This is a genomic window from Flavobacterium sp. MFBS3-15, from assembly GCF_026107645.2.
GTDB lineage: Bacteria > Bacteroidota > Bacteroidia > Flavobacteriales > Flavobacteriaceae > Flavobacterium.
Genome location: NZ_JAPCHV010000008.1, coordinates 59155 through 83470 on the forward strand (window position 1 = coordinate 59155; position 24316 = coordinate 83470).

22 protein-coding genes are annotated in these 24316 nt (G+C 45.4%); 17 read left to right on the forward strand and 5 right to left on the reverse strand.

The window, feature by feature from the left end:
* Positions 1-134 precede the first annotated feature (134 nt).
* The 12 genes from carA (at position 135) to OGH69_RS08635 (ending at position 15580) form a co-directional block, all read left to right on the forward strand.
* Positions 135-1244, forward strand: coding sequence for a glutamine-hydrolyzing carbamoyl-phosphate synthase small subunit (gene carA, locus OGH69_RS08580; RefSeq protein ID WP_265174045.1), 1110 nt, complete (start codon positions 135-137; stop codon positions 1242-1244).
* Positions 1245-1390: 146 nt separating this feature from the next.
* Complete coding sequence (gene eno, locus OGH69_RS08585; protein ID WP_265174046.1) at positions 1391-2686, forward strand: phosphopyruvate hydratase; 1296 nt, start codon at positions 1391-1393, stop codon at positions 2684-2686.
* Between the two features lie 95 nt (positions 2687-2781).
* A complete protein-coding gene (locus OGH69_RS08590; protein ID WP_265174047.1) occupies positions 2782-3324 on the forward strand; it encodes a hypothetical protein in 543 nt (180 codons plus the stop codon).
* Positions 3325-3420: 96 nt separating this feature from the next.
* Positions 3421-5388 carry a tetratricopeptide repeat-containing sensor histidine kinase gene (locus tag OGH69_RS08595; protein ID WP_265174048.1) on the forward strand — a complete coding sequence of 656 codons (1968 nt, stop codon included), beginning with the start codon at positions 3421-3423 and terminating at the stop codon, positions 5386-5388.
* Between the two features lie 3 nt (positions 5389-5391).
* On the forward strand, positions 5392-6153 hold the full coding sequence (locus OGH69_RS08600) for a LytR/AlgR family response regulator transcription factor (protein ID WP_265174049.1): 762 nt from the start codon (positions 5392-5394) through the stop codon (positions 6151-6153).
* A gap of 98 nt (positions 6154-6251) precedes the next feature.
* Entirely contained in the window at positions 6252-8585 is a 2334-nt protein-coding gene (locus OGH69_RS08605) for a DUF7619 domain-containing protein (protein ID WP_265174050.1), read from the forward strand.
* A 172-nt stretch (positions 8586-8757) separates the two neighbouring features.
* The gene (locus tag OGH69_RS08610; protein WP_265174051.1) at positions 8758-10044 is read left to right on the forward strand and encodes a citrate synthase; all 1287 of its coding nucleotides are present in this window, start codon (positions 8758-8760) and stop codon (positions 10042-10044) included.
* Between the two features lie 129 nt (positions 10045-10173).
* Positions 10174-12405 (forward strand): C25 family cysteine peptidase, encoded by a 2232-nt coding sequence (locus OGH69_RS08615; RefSeq protein WP_265174052.1) that lies wholly within the window; start codon positions 10174-10176, stop codon positions 12403-12405.
* A gap of 108 nt (positions 12406-12513) precedes the next feature.
* Entirely contained in the window at positions 12514-13428 is a 915-nt protein-coding gene (locus OGH69_RS08620; protein ID WP_265174053.1) for a dimethylarginine dimethylaminohydrolase family protein, read from the forward strand.
* A gap of 7 nt (positions 13429-13435) precedes the next feature.
* Positions 13436-14371, forward strand: coding sequence for a citrulline utilization hydrolase CtlX (ctlX, locus tag OGH69_RS08625; protein ID WP_265174054.1), 936 nt, complete (start codon positions 13436-13438; stop codon positions 14369-14371).
* Entirely contained in the window at positions 14372-14785 is a 414-nt protein-coding gene (locus OGH69_RS08630) for an RrF2 family transcriptional regulator (RefSeq protein WP_265174055.1), read from the forward strand.
* A 75-nt stretch (positions 14786-14860) separates the two neighbouring features.
* Positions 14861-15580 (forward strand): phosphoadenylyl-sulfate reductase, encoded by a 720-nt coding sequence (locus OGH69_RS08635; protein ID WP_265174056.1) that lies wholly within the window; start codon positions 14861-14863, stop codon positions 15578-15580.
* 47 nt (positions 15581-15627) lie between these two features.
* Here OGH69_RS08635 and OGH69_RS08640 read toward each other — a convergent pair whose 3' ends face one another.
* Positions 15628-16161: a hypothetical protein gene (locus tag OGH69_RS08640; RefSeq protein WP_265174057.1), complete on the reverse strand. Its 534-nt coding sequence runs from the start codon at positions 16159-16161 to the stop codon at positions 15628-15630.
* Positions 16158-17078: a hypothetical protein gene (locus OGH69_RS08645; protein WP_265174058.1), complete on the reverse strand. Its 921-nt coding sequence runs from the start codon at positions 17076-17078 to the stop codon at positions 16158-16160. Before OGH69_RS08645 ends, OGH69_RS08640 begins: the two co-directional genes overlap by 4 nt.
* Before the next feature lie 361 nt (positions 17079-17439).
* On the opposite strand from OGH69_RS08645, the gene OGH69_RS08650 reads away from it, so the two are divergent.
* Positions 17440-18327, forward strand: coding sequence for an SIMPL domain-containing protein (locus OGH69_RS08650; RefSeq protein ID WP_265174059.1), 888 nt, complete (start codon positions 17440-17442; stop codon positions 18325-18327).
* 127 nt (positions 18328-18454) lie between these two features.
* Positions 18455-19408 (forward strand): SIMPL domain-containing protein, encoded by a 954-nt coding sequence (locus OGH69_RS08655; RefSeq protein WP_265174060.1) that lies wholly within the window; start codon positions 18455-18457, stop codon positions 19406-19408.
* 70 nt (positions 19409-19478) lie between these two features.
* Here OGH69_RS08655 and OGH69_RS08660 read toward each other — a convergent pair whose 3' ends face one another.
* The gene (locus OGH69_RS08660) at positions 19479-20114 is read right to left on the reverse strand and encodes a MarC family NAAT transporter (protein ID WP_265174061.1); all 636 of its coding nucleotides are present in this window, start codon (positions 20112-20114) and stop codon (positions 19479-19481) included.
* A gap of 101 nt (positions 20115-20215) precedes the next feature.
* Here OGH69_RS08660 and OGH69_RS08665 point away from each other — a divergent pair, with 101 nt between their 5' ends.
* Genes OGH69_RS08665 through OGH69_RS08675 form a run of 3 tightly spaced genes read left to right on the forward strand, consistent with a single transcriptional unit; the run spans position 20216 to position 22975 of the window.
* Positions 20216-21379 carry an alpha/beta hydrolase-fold protein gene (locus tag OGH69_RS08665; RefSeq protein WP_265174062.1) on the forward strand — a complete coding sequence of 388 codons (1164 nt, stop codon included), beginning with the start codon at positions 20216-20218 and terminating at the stop codon, positions 21377-21379.
* Positions 21380-21420: 41 nt separating this feature from the next.
* The gene (locus OGH69_RS08670) at positions 21421-21879 is read left to right on the forward strand and encodes a gliding motility lipoprotein GldH family protein (protein ID WP_265174063.1); all 459 of its coding nucleotides are present in this window, start codon (positions 21421-21423) and stop codon (positions 21877-21879) included.
* A gap of 10 nt (positions 21880-21889) precedes the next feature.
* Positions 21890-22975, forward strand: a complete 1086-nt coding sequence (locus tag OGH69_RS08675) for a carboxypeptidase-like regulatory domain-containing protein (RefSeq protein WP_265174064.1) — start codon at positions 21890-21892, stop codon at positions 22973-22975.
* Positions 22976-23112: 137 nt separating this feature from the next.
* Here OGH69_RS08675 and OGH69_RS08680 read toward each other — a convergent pair whose 3' ends face one another.
* The gene (locus OGH69_RS08680; RefSeq protein ID WP_265174065.1) at positions 23113-23586 is read right to left on the reverse strand and encodes a hypothetical protein; all 474 of its coding nucleotides are present in this window, start codon (positions 23584-23586) and stop codon (positions 23113-23115) included.
* A 69-nt stretch (positions 23587-23655) separates the two neighbouring features.
* On the reverse strand, positions 23656-24120 hold the full coding sequence (locus OGH69_RS08685) for a hypothetical protein (protein ID WP_265174066.1): 465 nt from the start codon (positions 24118-24120) through the stop codon (positions 23656-23658).
* Between the last annotated feature and the right edge of the window lie 196 nt (positions 24121-24316).

The following is a 24316-nucleotide window of genomic DNA, read 5'->3' on the forward strand; positions in this document are numbered from 1 at the left end:
ATGAAACAATGATTTTCAAATATCAAAAAAGGATGAACTTAACGTTTGTCCTTTTTTTTTTTGGCCTGAAAATACGTTTCGCTTTCACGATTTTTTAAAGTAAATTTGCACACAACACAACAACAAACGACATAATGAAATATTCTAACAGGGATCGAGCGATCCTGCTCCTTGCAGACGGTACTATATTTTATGGCAAGTCCATTGGGATTGAAGGTACTGTTTTTGGTGAAGTCTGCTTCAATACCGGGATGACCGGCTACCAGGAAATTTTTACCGATCCATCTTATTTTGGGCAAATCATGGTGGCATCCAATGCCCATATTGGTAATTATGGCACGAATGAGGAAGAAGTTGAGGCCGACAAGATCATGATTTCAGGGCTGGTTTGTAAAAACTTCAGCTTTAACCACTCAAGGCCCAATTCTACCGAAAGCCTTAAAGAGTATTTTGAAAAACAAAACCTTGTTGCAATATCCGATGTGGATACCCGTGCCCTCGTGAGTTATATACGGGATAATGGGGCAATGAATGCGGTTATTTGCACCGAGGAATGCGATATTGAGGACCTTAAAAGGCGACTTTTGGGTATACCTGATATGAAAGGTTTGGAACTATCATCCAAAGTGTCGACGAAAGAGCCGTACTTCGTTGGTAACCCTGATGCGAAGTACAAAATCTCTGCGCTCGACCTTGGCATTAAGAAGAACATCCTGCGCAACCTGGCCAAGCGGGATTGCTACATCAAGGTGTTCCCTTATGATGCATCGTACGAAGACCTTAAAAGCTTCGATCCCGACGGCTACTTCCTTTCCAACGGACCCGGTGACCCCGATCCGCTATATGCTGCACAGGAAACAGCCCGCAACATCCTTGATAAGAATGAGCCGGTATTCGGTATCTGCCTTGGGCACCAGGTTTTGGCTTTGGCCAATGGTATCCCCACCTATAAAATGTTCAACGGCCATAGGGGCATTAACCACCCCGTGCGCAATATATTGACCGGTGAAGGTGAGATTACCTCCCAGAATCACGGCTTTGCCGTAGTGCGGGAAGAACTGGAAAAACATCCTGACTTTGAGATTACCCACGAGCACATCAACGACGGCACTGTAGCCGGAATGCGTATGAAGAGCAAAAACTGCTTCTCAGTACAGTACCACCCGGAGGCAAGCCCGGGCCCACATGATGCAACCTACCTTTTTGACCAGTTCATATCGAATATTGAAGGCGCAAAAAAGTAAATCCTGATTTCGGGAGTAAAATGCTGGCGCTAAAACGTTTGCGTTTATAAGTTTTTAAAAATTAAAGAATTTGATATTTTAATTTGATTAAATTTGGTTTTTACTCAAATTAAACAACCGAATAATAACAATAAAACAAAAAATTAATGAGCATTATTATTAAAGTTCACGCAAGGCAGATATTGGATTCACGCGGCAACCCGACAGTGGAAGTTGATGTAGTTACCGAAAACGGCATCCTCGGAAGGGCAGCAGTACCATCAGGCGCTTCAACCGGTGAGCACGAGGCGGTAGAGCTTCGTGACGGTGGTAAGGCGTACATGGGCAAAGGTGTTTCCAAAGCCGTGGAGAACGTAAATACTAAGCTGGCTGCCGAAATCATAGGTATGTCGGTATTCGAGCAGAACGCTATTGATAAAGCCATGATCGCACTTGATGGAACTGCCAATAAATCGAGCCTTGGTGCCAATGCCATCCTTGGCGTTTCTTTGGCTGTAGCCAAAGCGGCAGCAAATGAGCTTGGCCTTCCGCTGTACCGCTACATCGGCGGTGTTTCGGCCAATACGCTTCCGGTGCCTATGATGAACATCATCAACGGTGGTTCGCATTCCGATGCACCTATCGCATTCCAGGAATTCATGATCATGCCTGTTAAAGCGACCAGCTTCACGCACGCCATGCAAATGGGTACTGAAGTGTTCCACAACCTGAAAAAAGTGCTTCATGACCGTCACCTGAGCACTGCTGTGGGCGATGAAGGTGGTTTTGCACCGAACTTTGAAGGCGGTACTGAGGATGCGCTTGATACCATTAAACTGGCTATTGAGAATGCGGGCTACAAGTTTGGAGAAGACATTAAGCTTGCCCTTGACTGCGCGGCTTCTGAATTCTACGTGAACGGAAAATACGACTATACGAAATTTGAAGGTGCAGGAGGAAAAATCAGGACCAGCGAAGAGCAGGCCGATTACCTTGCTGAGCTTGCTGCAAAATACCCAATCATCTCTATCGAGGACGGTATGCAGGAGAACGACTGGGCCGGTTGGAAATACCTTACAGAGAAGATTGGTGATAAGGTACAGCTGGTGGGCGACGATTTGTTCGTAACCAACGTAGAGCGCCTTGCCAAAGGTATTGCTGAAGATACAGCCAACTCAATCCTTGTAAAAGTAAACCAGATCGGTACCCTTACCGAAACGATTGCTGCCGTAAACATGGCGCACAATGCAGGCTACACTTCTGTAATGTCGCACCGTTCAGGAGAGACGGAAGACAACACGATTGCTGACCTTGCCGTGGCGCTTAACTGCGGCCAGATCAAAACGGGATCGGCTTCACGCTCTGACCGTATGGCAAAATACAACCAATTGCTGCGCATCGAGGAAGAATTGGCCGAAGTGGCTTACTTTCCGGGAGAGAAAGCTTTTAAGGTGAAGAAGTAATTATTCAGAATGTATAGAAAATCGGGATAGGTTCGTTGACCTATCCCGATTTTTGTTTTATTTGTATTGCTGAAAATGCGTAACAAGTTACTATTATGGAAATCGGTAAAAAATTCAACACATTATCATTAGAGGAGTACCTATTCTATATTGATAATCATAAGAAGTATAGCGATTTTAATACGCTTGGATTATATCGCTCGATTTCGGAAAATGATAAACTGAACCTTGAAGAAAAAATACAGGTAAGGGACTATGCGCATAAACTATTTAGAAAATCGTTTGATTTTCTTCAGCTTAAAGACCCTGTAACTTTTATGGAAGTCCAATACCTTGGAGAGCAACTGACCGTAGGTGACCGAAACGGGATTTGGGACGACCTCAGGAAAGCCCAGAAAAAAATACTTGATGATAAAAAAATCAGACACAGGAATTTTGGCACATACTCAAAACACGATTGCGGTCGGGATAATTGTCTATGGAATGGTGTTATGATAAGGCAAGGGACACCTTTTGCCTGGACGAGTATTTATTTTGATTGCGATAAAGATAAATGGTCTGGGCAAATTAAATCCGAGAAAAGAAAAAGTGACAGGAAAAATGAGAAGCACTTAATCAATAAGGAGCTTGACCTGTAATCTGCTTCAAATTCTAAATCACATCCCTTAAATTCTAAACGGATAATAATTAATCCGTACGAAATCATACATTTGCTTCCGTAATACATGCGGCGTATGAAGATTTTAAAATACCTGGCTTTGCTTTGTGCTGTTTTCAGCAGTATGCCGTCATTCTCCCAAACGAAACTTCTGGATAGCCTTTTTAACGAGCTGAAGCACCCGGCCAATGAAACTGAAAAGGCCGTGCTGCTCAATGGTATTGCTGCAGAATATGAGAACGAGCCTGAAAAGATGCTGCACTATGCCAGGCAGGCAATGGATGTTTCGCACAGGGCAGGACTAAAGCAGCAGGAGGCTAATGCCTGGCGCAATGTGGGCAATGCCAATATCATCCTCAGCAAATATACGCTTGCCCTTAAAAGCTTTACCAATTCGCAGCAATTGTATGAGGCCCTGGTGAAATCCGACAGGAAAAACAATGATTATAAAAACGGGCTGGCTAATGTATATGGCAGCATAGGTATTGTTTGTTCGGAGCAGAATAATTATGCCAAGGGGCTTGAGTATTACTTTAAGGCCCTGAAATTATTTCAGGAAACGGGGCAGGAAGAAATTGTAGCAATAGTTTACAACAACATAGGCGATATATACAGCACGCAGAAGGAATATACCAAGGCGCTGGATTATTTCAACAAGGCGCTTTGGATACAGAAGAAAACCGGTGACCCGTCGTCGGCAATTACTATTTCGAATATTGGGAAAATCTATCTTGCCAAGGATGATGATGAGAAGGCGCTCCAATCCTTTAACGAGGCGGAAGTGCAATTTGGAAGGTTTGAAAACAATCGCGGTCTTGCAGAACTCTACAATAATTATGGCAATTTTTATAAAAAGGGTAACGAGCTTCAAAAGGCAATTGCTTATTACAATAAGGCACTGGCATTGTTTGAGCAGTTGGGGGAAAAGTATGGCGCCGCATCTTCGCTTAGCTTTTTGGGCAGCGTGTATGTAAAGGAGGGCCGTACCGCAGATGCTATTGCTAACCTCAAGCGTTCGTCGGCGCTGGCCGAAGAAATTGGCGTGCTGGACCAGGTACGGGAATCGGAAAAGGCGCTGAGCGACATTTACGAAAAAATGGGCAATGATGCCGAAGCGTTCCGCCACTATAAGAAATATACGGCGGCAAAAGACAAGATCATCAATAGCGAGAACATAAAAAGCATAGTTCGCGAGGAGATGAATTATGAATTTGAACGAAAAGCAGCCCTGGCGAAAGTAGAGCAGGAAAAGCGGCAGGTGCTGTATGATGAGCAGGGCAAAAGGCACCGCCAGCAACTGCTGTTCATAGGTCTTTCGGCGGTGTTGGTTTTTGGGATAGCCTTTTTGGTCTATAGCAGGCTGCAGCTGAAAAAACGCCTTACGCTGCAACGCGACCTTGCCGAATATGAGCAAAAGGCCCTGCACCTTCAGATGAACCCCCACTTTGTGTTCAACTGTTTGGGAAGTATTTCGAGCTTTATCGTACAGAACGGTACCGACCAGGCGATAAAATACCTTTCGAAATTCTCGAAGCTCATGCGCCTTACCCTGGAATATTCCAAGGAGTCTGTGATACCGATAGACAAGGAGATTGAGAGCCTGCAAAACTACCTAGAGCTGGAGCAGCTGCGCTTCAACAATATGTTTGAATTTGAGATAACAAAAGACCCGGACATCGAAGACGACATGGCCCTTCCGCCATTATTGCTGCAGCCCTTTGTTGAAAATGCCATCATTCATGGCATCGTTCCCAAAAAAATGCGGGGACTCATCACCATTGACTTTAAACTGGAGGGCGAAAAGCTCGTATGCACAGTAACCGATGACGGCATAGGAATCAACAGGTCGAAGAAGCTTAAGGAGGCTTCGGTAACAGTACACAAATCGATGGCCCTGGAAATTACACGGAAAAGGCTGGAGGTAATACAAGCGGTGACTTCGAGATCTTCCCATGTAGAAATAAAAGAGATTTTAAACACAATAGGCGAGCCGGCGGGAACGCGAATTATATTAAATTTGCCTGTACAATATGCTAATAACTAACTCATGATCACAGCTTTACTTATAGATGACGACGCCAACCTGAGGAACGGTATGAAAGGACTTTTGGCCATGTACGCGCCTGATATTACTATACTGGGCGAGGCCGACAGTGTGAAGGGTGGCATCAATGCAATTGAAACATACAAGCCGGACGTGATCTTTCTTGACATACAATTGGGCGACGGCACAGGTTTCGACATCCTCGAGCAGTTTGCGAAAAAAAGTGGCCGCCTTTCGTCGCACGTCGTATTCATTACGGCGCATGAGCAATTTGCAGTAAAAGCATTCCGTTTCAGCGCACTGGATTATTTGCTCAAGCCTGTGGATCCGGAGGAATTGAGGAAAGTGATTGAAAAAATAAAAAAGGTGCTCACAAATAACGACAGCTACGCGCATATCGACCTGCTGCTGGAAAACATCCGCAAAAAGGTCGACAAGTTCAAGAGGATCGCACTGTCAACTTCTGATGGCATCCACCTGTTTGAGGTGAGTGACATCATACGGCTGGAGTCGCAGGACAATTATACGCGCTTTCATATTAAGGACCATAAGCCCGTGCTGATAGCCAAAACATTGAAGGAATATGAAGACCTGCTCTCGGAACAGGGTTTTGAAAGGATACACCAGTCGCACCTGATCAACCTGGCCTACCTCAAGTCTTATATAAAGAAAGACGGCGGCTACGCTGTAATGGCAGATAACAGCAACCTGCCCATTTCGCAGCGAAAGAAGGAAAGGCTGCAGGAACTGCTGAAGTCGTTATAGTGCTACGAATTCTCAATGGCAGCGTGCGAATTCTAAACAGGAAGGAGCAAAATGCCTTAAAAAGGATATATTTGAAAAAACCGGCAAATACATTTGTTATGAAACGATTATTACTCATACTGCTTTTGCTGTTTACCGGCATTGCCGGGGCGCAGATAATAAGCATTCCTGATACCAGCTTCAGGGATAGGCTGCTTGCGGCCAACACTACTAATAACATTGCGAAAAACAGCAGTGGCGCTTCAATGAAGATCGACACGAACAACGATAACTATATCCAGCAGTCTGAAGCCAATGCGGTATACGAGTTGGATGTTTCCGCGGCGGGAATAACGAATATGTCCGGCATACAGTCGTTCAACAACCTTGAGGTTTTAAACTGCTCGGGAAATAACATTGCTGCCCTTACCCTTACCGGATTAGGGAATCTTGAGACTGTTTATTGCGGAAACAATGCTGCTATGGCTACGCTAAATGTGACCGGGCTTTCCGGTCTGAGAGGTTTGTATTGCTCGGGTAACAACCTTTCGTCTATTAACTTTACCGGCCTTACCGACCTGCGTTGGCTGGAATGTAATAATAATGCTTTTGCTACGCTTAATGTAACTTCGCTTGCCGACCTGCGCGAACTGAAGTGCAGCGGCAATGTGCTTACCTCGTTATCGGTAACTAACCTGCCCGACCTGAGCTTGTTGGATTGCAGTAATAATTATCTTGCTGCGCTCACCCTTTCCGGCCTGGACCATGTGGAAACGCTGCTGTGCAGCCAAAACTACCTTACAGCGCTCGACTTTTCAGGAATGGACTATCTTGAAAGGGTAGATTGTTCGCAAAACCAGCTGACGACACTCGACTTTTCGGGTTGCCCGGCTTTCAATGAACTGGATTGTTTTTCAAATGACATTACATTCATCAATATAAAAAACGGCGCTACACAGGTGTATGACGGACTTACAGCGCCCAATAACTGGTCAGGCAATCCCAACCTTGCATTTGTTTGCATTGACGAAAGCGAGGAAGCCGTAGTGTCTGCCATCGCCGGAGCCTACGGCATGACAGTAAACTTCAATGAATACTGCACCTTTGTGCCCGGAGGCGATTATAATACCATTGCAGGCACCATGCTTTTTGACGGCGATGGCAACGGATGTACAGGTGAAATTCCGCAGCCTTTCATACCAATACGCATTGATGGCAATGCTGAACCGGGCATTACATTTTCCGGCGAAGGGGGGAACTACAGCATTTATACGCAGGCAGGTACGTTTACCATCGCCCCGCAATTGGAGAATGCAGGATTTTTTACGGTTACCCAGCCATCGGAAAGCGTGACTTTTCCTTTGGTAAACAATTCAGTGGAAGTACGTGATTTCTGCATTACCCCAAATGGAAATAACCCTGATGTAGAAGTTGTCATAGAGCCGCTCATGCCGGCAGTTCCCGGAGGGCAGGCTACCTATAAGATTGTTTATAAGAACAAAGGCAACCAGACCGTGTCGGGCAGCGTGACATTAAGCTGCGACATTACGCTTATCGACTATGCCTACGTGAACCCTTTTCCGGATTTGGTTGTGCCGGGTACCTACACCTGGAACTTTACAGGGCTGAGGCCTTTTGAGAACAGGGAAATCAACGTTACACTTGACATCAATGGGCCGGCAGATACTCCACCGGTAAGTGCGGGCGAGGTGCTGCAGTTCTCCTCGGTACTGACTGTGGATGGAGGTGATGACATCCCTGCCGATAATAATTTTGTGCTGGAACAGGAAGCTGTGGAAACATTTAACCCTAACAATATTGTCTGCATAGAAGGTGAGAGCGAATCGCCTGCCGCCATTGGCGATTACCTCCACTACGTAGTGAATTTTAAGAATACCGGTACCGAAACGATTACCAACGTGGTGGTGAAACACAATGTCGATCCTGCACAGTTTGATGCCTCATCGGTCCAGGTAATCAACAGCTCGCATGCCATGCGTACTGTGGTTACCGGCAACAAGGTGGAATTTATGTTCCAAGATGCCAACATGGCGGTGGCAGACCATGGCAATATACTGTTTAAGGTAAAAACGAAACCTGGCCTTACCCAGGGAGCCACAGTGAGCAATATGGCAAGGATTTTCTTTGATTATGAATTCCCCGCCGAGACCAATGATGCCAATACTACATTTGAAACCCTGAGCACCGGCGATTTCGAAAAAGACAACTCGGTTAAGGCGTTCCCGAACCCGGCCAAAGGCATCGTAACCATTACATCGGACAATACGGTAAGGAGCATTGAGATGTATGACATACAGGGCAGGCTGCTGGAAACCGGTATTGTGAACGATAGCAGCACGACCATCGACCTTACGGCCAGGCCAACGGGAATGTACTTTGTAAAAGTGTTTACTGATAAAGGCATGAAAGTAGAGAAGGTCGTGAAGGAGTAAATTATAGCAACAGAATTTTAAACAATTATCAAAAGTCGATGTGCCATTGCCGTCGACTTTTGATTTTTATTGCCATATTTAACCATTTTCTTACGTAATTTCCTTTAAAAATTAATTTCAATTCATTAAATTCGCAGGATTAATTTTTCTCAACCAAAATCACAATACAATCATGTCAAATATTGCAATATTAGAGATTGATGGCAAAAAGTACGAGTTTCCGGTAATTGTGGGCTCGGAAAATGAGGTTGCCATTGATATCGATAAGCTGCGCAGTGAGACCGGTGCCATCACCATGGATCCCGGTTATAAGAATTCGGGTTCATGCAAGAGTGAGATCACTTTCCTTGACGGGGAAGAGGGAATACTTCGCTACAGGGGCTATTCTATCGAGCAGCTTGCTGAGAAGTCGAATTTCCTGGAAGTATCCTACCTGCTGATCTTTGGAGAGCTGCCAACAGCTGCCCAGATCGAAAAATTTGAGAACGACATAAGGAAATATACCCTCGTAAATGAGGAAATGAAGAACATCATTGATGGTTTTCCTAAAAACGCCCACCCAATGGGCGTACTGGCATCGCTTACAAGTGCGCTTACTGCCTTCAATCCGAAGTCTGTAAACGTGACAAACGAAAAAGACATGTACGAGGCCGTTTGCAAAACCATGGGTAAATTTCTGGTTATCGCTACATGGACGTACCGTAAGAACATGGGTTATCCATTGAATTACTACGACAATACAAAAGGTTACGTTGAAAATTTCATGAGGCTTATGTTTGAGCTCCCTACCGGGCCATACAAGATAAACCCCGTAGTTATCGACGCGCTTGACAAGCTGTTCATACTTCATGCCGACCATGAGCAAAACTGCTCAACGTCTACGGTGCGTATGGTGGGCTCGTCGCATGCCGGTCTTTTTGCTTCGATCTCTGCAGGAGTATCTGCACTTTGGGGCCCGCTTCACGGTGGCGCCAACCAGGCAGTACTTGAAATGCTTGAGGAAATCCAGGCTAACGGCGGTGATGCCGATAAATACCTTGCAAAAGCAAAAGATAAAGAAGACCCGTTCCGCCTTATGGGCTTTGGGCACAGGGTATACAAAAACTTCGACCCAAGGGCAAAAATCATCAAGAAGGCTGCCGACGAAGTGCTTGCCACACTTGGTGTAGATGACCCGGTACTTACCATTGCCAAAAAACTGGAGGAATCTGCATTGCAGGATGAGTACTTCAAGTCAAGGAACTTATACCCTAATGTTGATTTCTATTCAGGGATCATCTACAGGGCGCTGGGCATACCTACAGAAATGTTTACTGTATTATTTGCTATCGGACGCCTTCCCGGCTGGATTGCACAATGGAAAGAAATGCGGGTAAACAAAGAGCCTATTGGCCGTCCAAGGCAAATTTATACTGGTTCGCCACTACGTGAATTCGTAAATGTAGAAAACAGGAAATAAGCTATTTCGATATAGTCAGGGCCGCTCTCAAAAGGAGCGGCTTTTTTTTGTGATACACATTGGGTGTTAACATTTTAATTGAAAAAAATATTATCTTTAGGCCGCTATGAAAACTATAAAACAGGAATTATGAAAAAACACCTTACTTTCTCCCTGCTGGCATCAATTTCTTTGTTAGGTGCCTCTGCGCAGGATATTAAATTTTTAAAGGACAACGGAAACGGAATGGCGCTGCAAAACACTGCACCGGCATTCATTAAGCAGGACAAGTTGGTAAATGGTGCCACGTATCAGGACTTCGGCAATACAGCCAAAGTATTTACCATGACAAAAGGCGCACCGGCACTTCCTGTACATTCTGAGTCGGTTATTGTGCCCGATGCAGGAAATGTTACCATAGTTGTAACTTACGATAGCTTTGAAGAGTTTGATAACATTTCGGTACTGCCGTCCAAGGGCAGTCTTAAAAGGAATATAACCCCTTCAGCCGTACCTTATGAATTTGGCGGAACCTACTCGCAGGATGCTTTTTATCCTGGCAATCTTGCAGAAATGTCCAGCCCTTTCATACTAAGGGGAACACGTGGCGTGACAGTTTCTTTTTTTCCATACCAGTACAATCCTGTTACAAAAAAACTGAGGCTTTATCATGGCATCAGGGCCTCATTTGTGGTAAATGCAGGTGAGCAGGGTATCAATGAAATTTCCGGTGGTAAGGGCGCAGGCAACTCACTGTTTAACCAGGTTTACCGAAACCTCTTTGCGAATGCTGAAGCTATGTATGAGCCAGTTTCGGAAAATGGGGAAATGCTCGTAATTGTACCTGATAATTATGCTGAAACAGTGGCACCACTGGTAGCGTGGAAAAACAAAAAAGGGATAAAGACTACTGTAGCTACTTTGTCCCAGACAGGTGCAGCTGCCGAAAACATTAAGTCCTTCATCCAGGGGTTTTATGATAATAATCCCGGATTGGCATATATACTTTTTGCAGGCGACCATGAGGACCTGCCTACCTATTCCTACGGAATTACCGGGGCGGGGGAGGAGTTATGGAGCGATACATATTACGCGCAGCTTGAAGGTGACGATTTTTATCCTGAAGTACTTGTTGGACGATTTTCAGGAAATATAGGTGAAGTAGCCGTAATGGTAAACCGCACACTGGAATATGAAATGAACCCAATGCAAGGCAACTGGATGACCCGTGCGGTGGGGATCGGATCGAATGAGGGTGACGGCTTTGGCGATGACGGCGAACCGGACTGGCTTCATAACCGCAATATGGGCATAAGGCTGTTAGATAATGGCTATACTTATATTCACGAGTTGTTCGATGGAAGCCACGGAGGAAATGATCAGGATGGTAACGTGGAGCCGTACATGATATCTGAAGCAGTGAATGATGGCGTTGGCCTTATCAACTATACCGGGCATGGTGCGCAGGATGTAATGGTAACCGGGTGGTATACCAATGACCATGTTAATATGCTTGAGAATAATGGCATGTACCCGTTTGTCATTTCTGTAGCCTGCAATAACGGGACTTTTGCCGCCGGCACATCGCACTGTGAAGCCTGGCTGAGGGTACAGCACAATAATATGCCTGCGGGAGCGATTGCTGCAGCAGGGTCGTCGATTTTGATGGCCTGGGCCGAGCCGATGCAGACCCAGGATGAAATGACAGAGCTTGTTGTTGGTGGTGAACCGGGGAATGACAAAAATACTTTAGGAGGATTATTTTATAACGGACAATACAGTATGCTGGAAAGCTACTGGGAGAGCCCTACAGCAGTAGAAGTGATGCAGACATGGGTACTCTTTGGTGACCCGTCTGTGGTATTCAGGACTGCAGAGGCTTCACAACTGGTGGCAACACATCCTGCAACGGTACAAAGTACGGCAGGCGAAATCATTGTGCAATGTGCTGTGGAAGGTGCAGTAGTAGCGATTACCCAAAATGGCATTATCATTGGGACAGCGGTAGTATCCGGCGGACAGGCGGTAATTTCGTTGGGCGATTTTGAAGGTGAAGGACTTCTTGATGTTACTGTGACACAACAGAACTTTGTTCCCTACCAGGGTACAATTACAATGGAAGCGCTTGGAAGGAAGAGTTTTGAGTCCGATATGATGACGCTCTACCCTAACCCGGCAACCGATTATATTATTGTAAAGATGGGCGATGCTTCGGCAAAGGCAACTTTTGAGGTGCGTGACATCACCGGGAGGGTGGTGCATGTTTCTGCTCCGGGTAACGGAAATCCAACTATAGATACTTCAGGATATGCATCAGGTATCTATTTGTTAACCGCAACTTCAAATGGTGCCAAGTCTACAAAGCAATTTGTAGTGAAATAGTATAAAACACTCACATTATCAATTTTTTAGATATAGAATGAGAATAATATATAAAGAAGCCTCCCAAAGGGGGCTTTTTTATATATTTGCCTAAAGCACAAACAAACAATGTTACACTTGAATGTAAAGAACGAAACGTCGAGATTAAAAGCGGTAGTACTGGGAACTGCCCAAAGCAACGGCCCAACGCCCACGGTTGACGAGGCTTATGATCCTAAGTCGCTGGAGCATATCAAAGCAGGCACCTACCCTGTTGAGGCAGACATGGTCACAGAAATGGAAGCGCTTAATGCCGTTTTCCAAAAGTACGGCGTTGAAGTATACCGCCCGCAGGTAATTAATGATTATAACCAGATATTCAGCAGGGATATCGGGTTTGTGATTGACGATATTTTCATAAAGGCAAATATACTGCCGGACCGTGAGCGGGAACTGGATGCCATACAATATGTAATTGACAAAATGGATCCTGCTAAAGTGGTGCGTCCCCCGGAGGAAGTCCATATTGAGGGCGGCGACGTGATTTTGTGGAATGACCATATTTTCATAGGAACCTATAAAGGCAGCGATTATAAGGATTTCATTACGGCACGTACCAACATGCATGGAGTGAATTACATAAAGCAGCTTTTTCCAAACAAGATCGTAAAAGAATTCGATCTTGTAAAGTCGAGGATTGAAGCGCGTGATAACGCATTGCACCTGGATTGCTGCTTCCAGCCCGTGGGCAGGGATAAAGGCGTAATTTATAAAAGCGGCTTTAGGGAAGAAGCAGATTATTTGTATCTTGTAAACTTATTTGGCAAAGAGAACCTCTTTCATATTGACAGGGAAGAGATGTACCATATGACCTCGAATTTCTTTTCGATTGATGACAACGTAGTGGTAATCGAGAGGAATTTTACAAGGCTGAAAAACTGGCTTTTGGAACGCGGGTTTACCGTAGAGGAAGTACCCTATGCCGAGATTGCCAAACAGGAAGGGCTTTTAAGATGTTCAACATTACCCCTTATAAGGGAATAACCATACGATGAGACAGATTACTGATACGCTGCTGATGATACGCCCGGTAGCTTTCCGGATGAACGAGCAGACTGCCGTGAATAATTATTACCAGAAGGTGATGGACGGGTTGCTGCCCTCCACTGTAAATGCAAAGGCACAGCAGGAGTTTGACGCTTTTGTGGAAAAGCTGCGTGCGGCAGGCATTAATGTTGTAGTTGTGGATGATACGGTTGATCCCGACACGCCCGATTCGATTTTCCCGAACAACTGGGTGTCATTCCATGAAAATGGTGATGTGGCATTGTACCCTATGTTTGCCGAAAACCGCCGTAGCGAGCGCCGTGAGGACATACTGGACCTGCTCGAAGACCAGGGTTTCAACATAGAGAATATTGTAGATTATACATCAGCCGAAGAGGATGGTATTTTCCTTGAAGGTACAGGCAGCATTGTGCTGGACAGGGCCAACCATAAAGCCTACTGTGCACTTTCGCCGCGTGCCGATGAAGAGCTGCTGATAGAGTATTGCGAGGATTTTGAACTATCCCCGGTTATATTCGAGGCATTCCAGACTGTGGATGGTGAGCGCAGGCACATATACCATACCAATGTAATGATGTGCATAGGTGATACTTTTGCAGTTATCTGCGCTGATTGCATTGATGATAAAAAGGAGCGCAAAATGGTGCTGGAAAACCTTCGGGAAGACGGCAAGGAGATCATACTGCTTACAGAACAGCAACTAAACCATTTTGCCGGGAACATGCTGCAGGTACAAGGAGCCAACGGCAAGAGCTATCTTGTGATGAGCGAATCGGCAAGGCAGGTGCTTACTAAAGACCAGGTGTCTAAAATTGAAAAACATACCGAAATACTCAGTTCAAGCCTTGATACCATTGAGGCCTGCGGTGGCGGAAGCGCGCGCTGCATGATGGCTGAGGTATTTTTATTAAAGAAATAGATGCTATCCAAGAAAACGAAATACGGCCTAAAGGCGCTGATTTACATAGCGAAGCAGGACAGCACCATACCGGTGCTGATATCCGATATTTCGGTAAAGGAGCAGATACCGAAAAAATTTCTTGAGGCCATATTGCTTGACCTCAAGAAATTTGGTATCCTTGGTTCCAAAAAAGGAAAAGGTGGAGGGTATTATCTTTTAAAAGACCCTAAAACGGTAACTGCCGCAACCCTAATACGTGTGCTGGACGGCCCCATTGCGATGCTGCCCTGCGTGAGCCTTAATTATTATGAAAAGTGTGACGACTGCCCGCACGAGGAGGTTTGCTCCCTGAATAAATTCATGGCTGAGGTTCGTGACAATACTTTGGAACTGTTGGCACACAAGTCGTTATACGATTTAACACAATTGTAGCGTTTTTTTTATGATAATAGTCTACTATATCTATAGGGTAATAGTTATATTTGAAAAATATTTGCAATCATAAATATGGACACAGACCAACTGCATTACCTCAATAGCCGCCTGAAAGGCATGGCGCTGGAGGAAGCCCTGCCATTTGTGCTGGAAAATATTGCCGGAAAGAAAGTATTTTCAACATCTTTCGGGATAGAAGACCAGCTGCTAACCCACTATATCCATCCTTATGCCGGTTTTGTATCGGCTTTCACACTCGATACAGGAAGGCAATTCAATGAAACCTATGAAGTATTCCAGAAAACGCACGACAAGTACCCATCACTAAAAATAAAGACTTTTTTCCCGGATGAGAAAGACATCAGGGAGTATGTTGCGAAAGATGGTATCAACGGCTTTTACAACAGTATTGAAAGCCGTAAGGAATGTTGCCGAATACGCAAAGTAGTGCCGCTCAAAAAAGCCCTTGAAGGCGCCGGGCTGTGGATAACAGGGCTGAGGGCAGAGCAATCTGCCAACAGGGAAACCATGGAATACCTCGAGTGGGACGATGCGAACCAATTGGTAAAATATAATCCGTTGCTGCACCATACGCTTGAGGAGGTGGAAGAGCTCGTAAAACGCCATAAGATACCACTGAGCACACTCTATGCCAAAGGCTACCTGAGCGTAGGATGCGCCCCATGTACGCGCGCCATAAGCAAAGGTGAAGACTTCAGGGCCGGGCGCTGGTGGTGGGAAGGCGGCAAGAAAGAGTGCGGGCTGCACATACACGCAGAGAAGAATTATTAAAAAAACTCCGGAAAGTTTACCTTTCCGGAGTTTTTGCTTTATGGGATTTACTTAATCGACCGCATTTCTCCAAGGTACGAATTCCAAACCAGCTTTTTTGAATTGCCGAATTGTTTTTCTTCCAGGATCATGCTGAACATCTGACTCACATTATACACTTTCTTACCGACGATGAGTTCATAGGTCAGCATCCAGTCGCGGCGTTTTGGTGTATCCCCACGCTGCATTACCTGTACTGCGGTTATGGAAATGCCAACTTTCTTTTTTTGTGCCGATGCCAGCTCCAAAAATTTTTTCACGGTCACAGGGCTTTCTTTTCCGTCGAATACATTTTCAAGCGTCACCTTGTCATTTTGGTACAGCTTAAGGGCTTCAGCAGTGGTTTGCGCTTTCATCTCGGCATTAGCTGCAGGGTCGGTAAGCAGTTCAACATAACTGAAGAACTCCGCCGCCCTGGATTCGGCTTTCAACTCGTAAGCTTCCATCATTTTTGGCGAAATTGTTTCCGCCCTGCGTCCGGCATCCTGTGCATTTATTGCCTGTATAAAAGCAAGTGATGCTATGGCTATCAGTTTTTTCATTTTTCTTTTTGCATGTATTTTAGTGAAACAATTTTCTTTCCGCTGTATTCAATTTCGACAATTTCCATTGCCCGGGCTATTTTAGACGGCGTGGTCATTTTGTTGATGAACTCCTCCTTGTTCAAAAATTCCACGCCAATGTCGTCGAACATTACCTCAACAATCACGGCATCATCTGAAATTACCGCGTCCAGCTGCCTGCGGCGTTTCTTCCAGTCATCGGCATTGTTGTTCATGTAGGCGCGCATCATCATGGCATAGTCGTCGGGCTGCAGGTCAAATTCATACTGTGTCGTGCCTGCTGCAATCTTAAGGGTGTCGGCTTTGTAATACGGGCTTTCGGCAACCACCAGCTTTTCCCCTTTATGCTCTTTGATCACGAAACAGCCATCCTTATGCGTAAGCTTTTCTTTCTTGCCGTTATCCAGCACATACAGCGTAACCTTGCCTTCTTCGACTTCTTTCTGCGTATAGCGGTCGCGAAGGCAGATGGTCACATCGCCTCCCGAAGCCGTAAGAACAATGGCTGATCCAAAAATGACTGCGGCTATGCCCATTACCATATATGTGATTTTAGTATTTCTTTTCTGTACTTCAGGCTTCTGCGCCTTCATTACCTGAGCATGTTCGTCCTTGTGGTGGAAAACATACGCATCCCAGTTGCTATAACCTGTCCATTTGCAGAAGATGTCCAACATGTCTTTTCTGGGCAGTTTTTCATTTTCTGTAGGCTTCAGGTGCGTGTACACCCACTTTTCGCTCACCCTTTCATTACAATCTTTTTCAATCAGGTCGATTAGCTGTGCGATGTCCTTATTGCCAAACGAATGGATGGTGCCGGTATAATAGGGGTAATGCTCCCGGTATTTTACGAGAATCTTTTCCTTGAGCAGGTAAAAAAGGGCAATGTCATTCATCCGGAAGTAAATGTACTAAAATAGGCCGCTCAGCCTACTGTAAATGCACTGTAAAACTACTGAAAAATAATTTTCAGGTTGTTTGCCAATGACTTACTGTAGCGTTGTGTGAAACGAAAAATAGTTTTGCGGTGTTGAAATTACAACGGGGAAATTCGAAATTCCAATTCTCAAATGACAAGTAAGTTCCAATTTTTAAAATCTCAAATCAACTATGCTCAGTCATTGCGAGGAGGAACGACGAAGCAATCTTTCCTCCGTTATCATTGGCATTCACCCTGAAATATTGCTTCGTTTCTCGCAATGGCAGTATCAATAACCAAGCATTAAAAAATAAACAATAAAAAATAAACCATAAACTATGAACAGACTATTCTTAACTCTCATTGTCCTCATCTCCATTTCCGCATCTGCCCAAATCAGCGGCAACCAAATTTACGGCGACAACAATGACTATTACAATAACCGCCGTGGCAGCAGCACTCCGCAACCCTCTATCTCAGCAAGTGGCGACCAGTTTACCATTTCTACACGCATACTTATGAATGTAAAGCCCGATGTGCTTGTGGTGACCCTCGGCCTTAACCAGGAATCGAAAACCGTGAAGGGCTGCAACGAGGGCATCAAAAAACGCATTGACGGTTTTATCAAAGAGGTAAAGAGCCTTGGTGTCAGGGAAGCTGATATATATACCGATTTTATTTCGCAGACCAGGATCTATGATTATGAAGTAGGCGAAACCAAAGCCGTGCAAAAGGAAACGGGCTTTGAGGTAAAGAAGAACGTGATTGTCCGCCTGGCGAATGTGAAAGCTTTTAACCGGCTTACCGACATCGCTTCCGATTTTGCGATATACGATATCGTAAAAGCCGAATACATCAATGAGGATGTAGATGCGCTTTATGCCGGGCTGTTTGATGAGGCCGTAAAATCCATCGATGCGAAAAAGCAGAAGTATGTAAAGGCGTTTAAGGCAGTGCTGTCGGACGATTTCAACATCATACAGGACAGCTATTACAGCGTGCAGCCTCGCACGCAGTACCAAAAATATAGTGCGTTCGAGACGTCCGACCTTAGCTACATTGAAGGCGACCGCCAATATGTGAAGAAAGAAGCCCGCAAAGCAAAAACGTTCTACTACCAGGGCATCGATACTTCGTCATTCGATAAGGTCATCAATCCGTCCGACCCCGAAGTATGCCTGCAATATGTGGTGGAGATGAAGATTGTGTATCATATAAAAAAGTAGAAATTCCAGGTTTGGTAAATTCTAAATTACAAGCACCAAATTCAAATTCCAATGAGTACGTCGTCGTTCCTCCTCGCAATGACGGCGCCCTCAATAATAATCAATAGAAAATAAAAAATAGACAATCATGAAAAACTTTCTTTTACCCCTCCTCATCCTTAGCTTTTTCCATGCCACCGCACAGGAAGCCGGTAACGTAAACCATGGCAGAAACCATTACCGGCCTCAGGTGCAGCAAATGTCCAACACAACCACAGGAAATAGCGATGAGATACGCATTGCCATACGCGGCATTTATAACGAAAAACCCACCCAGTTTTCGGCTACGTTCAGTATTGTGCAAGTAGGCACCTCGCTGGAGGAGATCGATGCGCTGATGAATGAGAAGATCACTGCCATAAAAGCGGGCATCAAGGCTGTCGACCCAACCATCGAGGTGCTGACCGATATGATTTCCTTTGTACCGGTGTATGAATATGAGGTCACTAAAAAGATTTTCAGCAAAAAGACCTATACCGAAAAACCGGCAGGTTACGAAATGCGGAAAAACCTCATCATCAAGTACAAGTCGCAGGTGCTGGATAAGATCGTTTCGGTATGTGCGGCCAATGAAGTCTACGACCTGGTTAAGGTCGATTATGTGATCACCAACCTCGAAGCCATCCAGGCAAAATTGCAGGCGCGTTCCCTGGAGGAATACACGGCTAAACTGAAATACTATTCGCAGGTGCTCGGCGAGGACCTTGCCCTGAAGAAAAAAACACTATCGGAGAGCTACAACCTCGTATATCCGGTGGAAAGCTACAGCAGCTATACGGCTTTTTCGCGTTCACAGCTGCCGCATTCGCGCAATGGCATCGTTAATGACATGGCCAAAAACGAAACCAGCTATTACAATCCGGTTATGGTAAAGACACACGACTTTGTAATCAACCCTGAAGTGACTGAGCCCTCGGTACAGGTATTTTACGACCTGTATGTGACCGTTAAATTGAAAAAGGAAGAAGATACTAAGCCGACCGACAAGAAGACAGTCTATGTAGTTACTGCCAATGGGGATTTGAAGCCTTTGGCGTTGTAAAAGTCGCAGTTTTCAGTCGCAGTCACAGTAGTCCCCAGACTGAAAACTGAGACTGCGACTGAAAACTTTATCACCCGAAATCAATCGATTCCAAAATATTCACCACCGAACTCGCAATATACTGTATGCCAATGGCGATCACGATAAACCCGATGATGCGCGAAATGGCCACGATGCCCGATGCACCCAATATCCTTGACAGGTAGTGCGAACTCCTCATGATGAGGAATATCGACAGGGCCATTGCAGCCATTGCGGCGCAGGCAATGATGAGGTTGGTAATATCGTCTTTATAATCCTGGTACATGGCAATGAGCAGCGATATGGATCCGGGCCCGGCTAGCATGGGTATGGCCAGGGGGGTAAGCGCTATGTCGTTGCGTTTTTGGGCGTCGGTCTCTACTTCCTTGTTCACCCCGCGGCTCTTGCTGAACTTGCGGTTGAGCAGCGTAAAACCCGAATTCACGATGATGAACCCCCCTGCTATGCGCAGGGCATCGATACTGATGCCGAAAAAGGCCAGCACATACTGCCCCACAAAAAACGAGATGATCATGATAAGGAACACGTTGATTGCTGTCCAAAAGGAAATGCGCTGGCGTTCCTTAAGGGAGTCGTCCTGGGTAAGCCCCACAAATATCGGTATGGCCCCCAAAGGATTGATCACCGAAAAAAGCGCCGCAAAAATGTAGATGAATAATTCCATGTGTTTGTTAGTTTGTACGTAAAGTTAGTAATTAATGTCCCATTCGTACAATTTTAGGGTATAATCTTACATTACTTTTGGAGGTATAAATTGTGTCCTCCATGAAAAATATAGCTAAGGCAGCCATCCTTTTTTGCTTAACAATCCTCTTGCCCGTGGGCTTAAAAGCACAGGAAATCCCGAGGGTGCAAGCACTGCAGATTAAATCAAAAATACTAAGTCAGGACAGGCCAATACTGGTATTTACACCCCGGTTTTATGATGAGCGTGAACTGGTGAGTTATGATGTGATTTACGTTTTCGATGCCCAAAACCGCGAGATGTTCGACATGGTGCATGCGGCAATGGGTTTTACCGACAAGCCGAGAAGCTGCATTGTCGTAGGCATCTGCTCACCGCCTTATCCGGACCAGGATTACTACAGGAATAGCGATTACCTTCCAAAGCCGGTTAACGTGGAGCAACTTTCGCTTACAAATAATCCCAATGCAGAGAATTTCTGGAAATACGTTACGAATGAGGTTATGCCTTTCATAGATAAAAAGTTCCGCACCACATCGGAGAAGTATGCGATAGGGCATTCGCTAAGCGCATCATTCGTGCTGGACAAGGCTATCCATGCGCCGCCGGTTTTTAAAGGCTGCCTTGCGATTTCGCCGAATCTGGCCTATGATGAGTACAGGCTGGCTAATGATTTCATTGCGGCCGATTTCAACAAGCCCGGTGAAAAAAGGTTCCTCTACATCAGCCAGGGGAATGAACTAATAAAAATGAGGGAAGAGTGGGGGATCAGCTATAAGAAAGTCAAAACATTCATTGATGCCAAAGACGATTTTGGAAAGTATACCGTATTGGTAAAGGAATTCCCTGAAGAAAACCACTTGCATACCTATGTGCCGTCGCTCATGTACGGATTGAAGAAGCTCAATGCCTTTGTTGGGAGCAATCCGGCAAAACCACAGGGCGATCAATGGCTGGTTAGTTTTAAAGTCATTGTACCAAATAAAAACGACGATGCCTTTATCGCCGGAAACCAATATAGCCTCGGTGACTGGGATCCCGGGAAAGTAAAGCTGAAAAAAGTCTCTGATTTTGAAAGGGAGATAACCCTCAGCGTACAATTCCCCCTTGAGTTCAGGATAACGCGTGGCAGCTGGGACTCGAAGGCGGCAACCGACCAAAGCGAAGACGACAACATCGTGATTGCAAAACCCGGCAAAAGCAAAACGGTTAAAGTGAAAGTGGAGGCGTGGTATGACAGGTAATCCGCAAAATTTTCCTACCTTAGTGAGGTAAAATTTCCAAAATGAAAAAACTACTCCTGCTGGCAACCCTGTTTGCCTTTGCATCATGTGACAACACAGTGCTATACAACGAGACTGCCGAAGACTTTAAGGACAATCGCTGGCTGGCAACCGATGTGAAGAATTTTGAATTTGAACTGGCGAGGGATATCAATGCCGGAGACATCATCATGAAATTTTCGCATGTGCACGATCCCCAGTTTACAACCATTCCCGTGGAAGCAGTGATCACCTATCCCTCAGGGGAAAAGGAAAACGTTGCGCTTAATCTTGAGCTTAAGGATAAAGAAGGGAATGACCTTTCGGAGTGCCTGGGCGACGTGTGCGACCTTTTTACACCGCTGAAGGAAAACAGTAAGCTTTCTAAAGGGAAGTATAACATAGCAATCAGAAACAGTTTCCCGAACATCTACCTCCCCAATGCCATTACGGTGGGCATAAGCGTGGAAACCGACAATTAACGGCGTTGCGATGAAGTACATATTTGCTATTCTTTTATTGGGCTTTTTCCTTCCGTTGGATGCCCAGACTATTTCCGGTTATGTGTATGACGAACCCGAAAACAAGCCGCTGGAGGGTGCGTCGGTCTACCTCGATGGTACAACGCTTTCGTCCACTACAGATGCACGGGGCTTTTTCCGCATCACTGCACCGCAAAAGTACAATGCCGCACTGGTGGTCAGCTTCATAGGGTTTGAAACCCTGCGCGTAGAAGATCCTTTCAGCTATTGCAAGCCCTTTAAAGTATTGCTGCGCGAAGAGTCAACCCGCCTGGACGAGGTGGTCGTGACAAAAAAGAAAGGCCCCTTTAGCCGCAGGCAATTGCTGGGTGCTTTCCGGGAGGAGTTCCTTGGCCGCTCAAGGGCAGGCCGCTCCTGCACGATTGAAAACGAGGACGACATTACACTCTGGTATGACGTCGACGACAACACGCTGTATGCCGTTGCCGCAAAGCCGATCCGTATTGTAAACAAGCGACTGCAATACAAGGTAGTATTTGAGCTGGCCGGCTTTAATGTAAAGTACCGTGCCCAAAGCCTCTCCGAATATGATGTGTTGGGCAACTATTTTGCCGGTACCACTTTTTATACCGATACCGCCAAAAACAAAAAGAAGGCTGCCAAAGTGCGCAGCGAGGCTTACCTTGGATCGCCTACCCACCTGGTGCGCACCATTGTGGCAGGCGATTGGGAAAAGCAGAAGTTCAGGTTTTACACCGGCAGCTTCCCCGATAATCCGCACGATTATTTTGGCGTAAGCGATACGCTTGACCTGAAAAAAGTACGCCTGCTGAAAATGCCGCCCGAAGGTTCGAAGAAGGCCGGTGTTTTTGCGATTAACCCAAAGAAGGAAGAAGGTAAGTTCAGCGGTGTGAGCTTTAATATCCTGTATGATAAAAAACAGCAATCGGCCATCAGCTTTAAAATGGGTACGTTCTATGTTGATGCCAACGGGCTCTTTTTCCCGCTAAACGAACTGACCTTTAGCGGCCACATGGCGAGCCTCAAGGCCGGCGATCTCCTGCCCGTTGATTACAGGCATGGGGAAAGCCCATAGTGATGAGATATTAATGCTGTGTGGAAGAAAAAAGCGTAAGAGCGTTTGAGTGAATATTGGAGCATTGTGCGCCGCGGCGGATCGCTTCTTTTGTTTCAAGACAAAAGAAGAAAGGCTTACACTTCCCGATTGTCAGGTTACTTACAATACGTCAATATCGTAATCCCTCCCATGCCATCGGGTATGGTAAGCTGCATTTTGCCGTCCTTCAGCGCTACCATAAGGGTTTCGGTTGTTTTGGCGGCATCATCATTCACGATATTGATGTACCATTTTTTGTTTTGCTCCTGCAAACTAAAAGTGCCGCTGGCCGTCTGGCCTGCCATGGATTGCTCTACATAGTTGCCTTTAATTACGAAGCTGCCATCTTTGTAGTCGGCAAGGCCCGCCCGTATGTCGGCAATCATGGCTTCCTTTTGGCTCGGGCCAAGTGTCGAGGCCTCATATTCGGCAGGTAGGGTAACCACATCGGTCTTAAAATCCCAGTTGATTCCGTTCACATTAAAGGCGCATATCTTCCAGGCGCCCTGCAGCCTTTCCTGCGTAATGGCCTGGGCTGAGGCTAGTGTTGCAATAAGAAAAAATGCCAGGGAGTAAAATAAGGTTTTCATGGGTATTTGATATCATAAAAAAAGCCCCGCATTGCACGGGACTTCATAATAAACCCTCTTTGGGTAAATTTATTGCTTTGCGTACACAAATACTGCCGACGCGCCGCCTTCAGATTCTTCAAGGCGCAATTTTTTATCGACAATAGAAACGGTAATTTCTTTTGTTGACCCGTCGCCCTCTGTAAGCGTCAGGATGTTTTTGCCGTCTTTTTGAGACAGTACAAAAGTACCTTCCTGCCCTTCAGGCCCCAGGGTTTGCTTCAGCGTCTTACCTTCAATCTTAGCATAAGCTTCCTTAAACATTTCCATAGCCTGTGCCATGCCGGCATTCATTTGCTGCTTTTGGTCATCAGTAAGCTGCGCTTCCATCTCAGGAGGGAGTACGATTTTCTCTTTTTCTACATCGATCACCATTCCTGAAGTTTCAAGGGCAGAAAGCTTCCAGTTGCCCTGAAGGTCTTTTTCGGTCAGTTTCTGGGCAGATGCAACTGTAGAGAGGCATACGGCCACAAAAAGGAACATTAATTTTTTCATGTTATCAGTGTTATAAGGTAGCTAAAATATTAAATTTACTCTTCGGTTGTTCCGTAATCCAAATATTTAACAGGCGGAAGCAGTATTTTAGCGGTTGCCAATTAATTAATTAATGATTAATGATAAAATATTGCGCAAATTCCCCAGTGATTTCAGGGAAAAAATTAAATTTGTTAAAACTATTTCATCTATATTC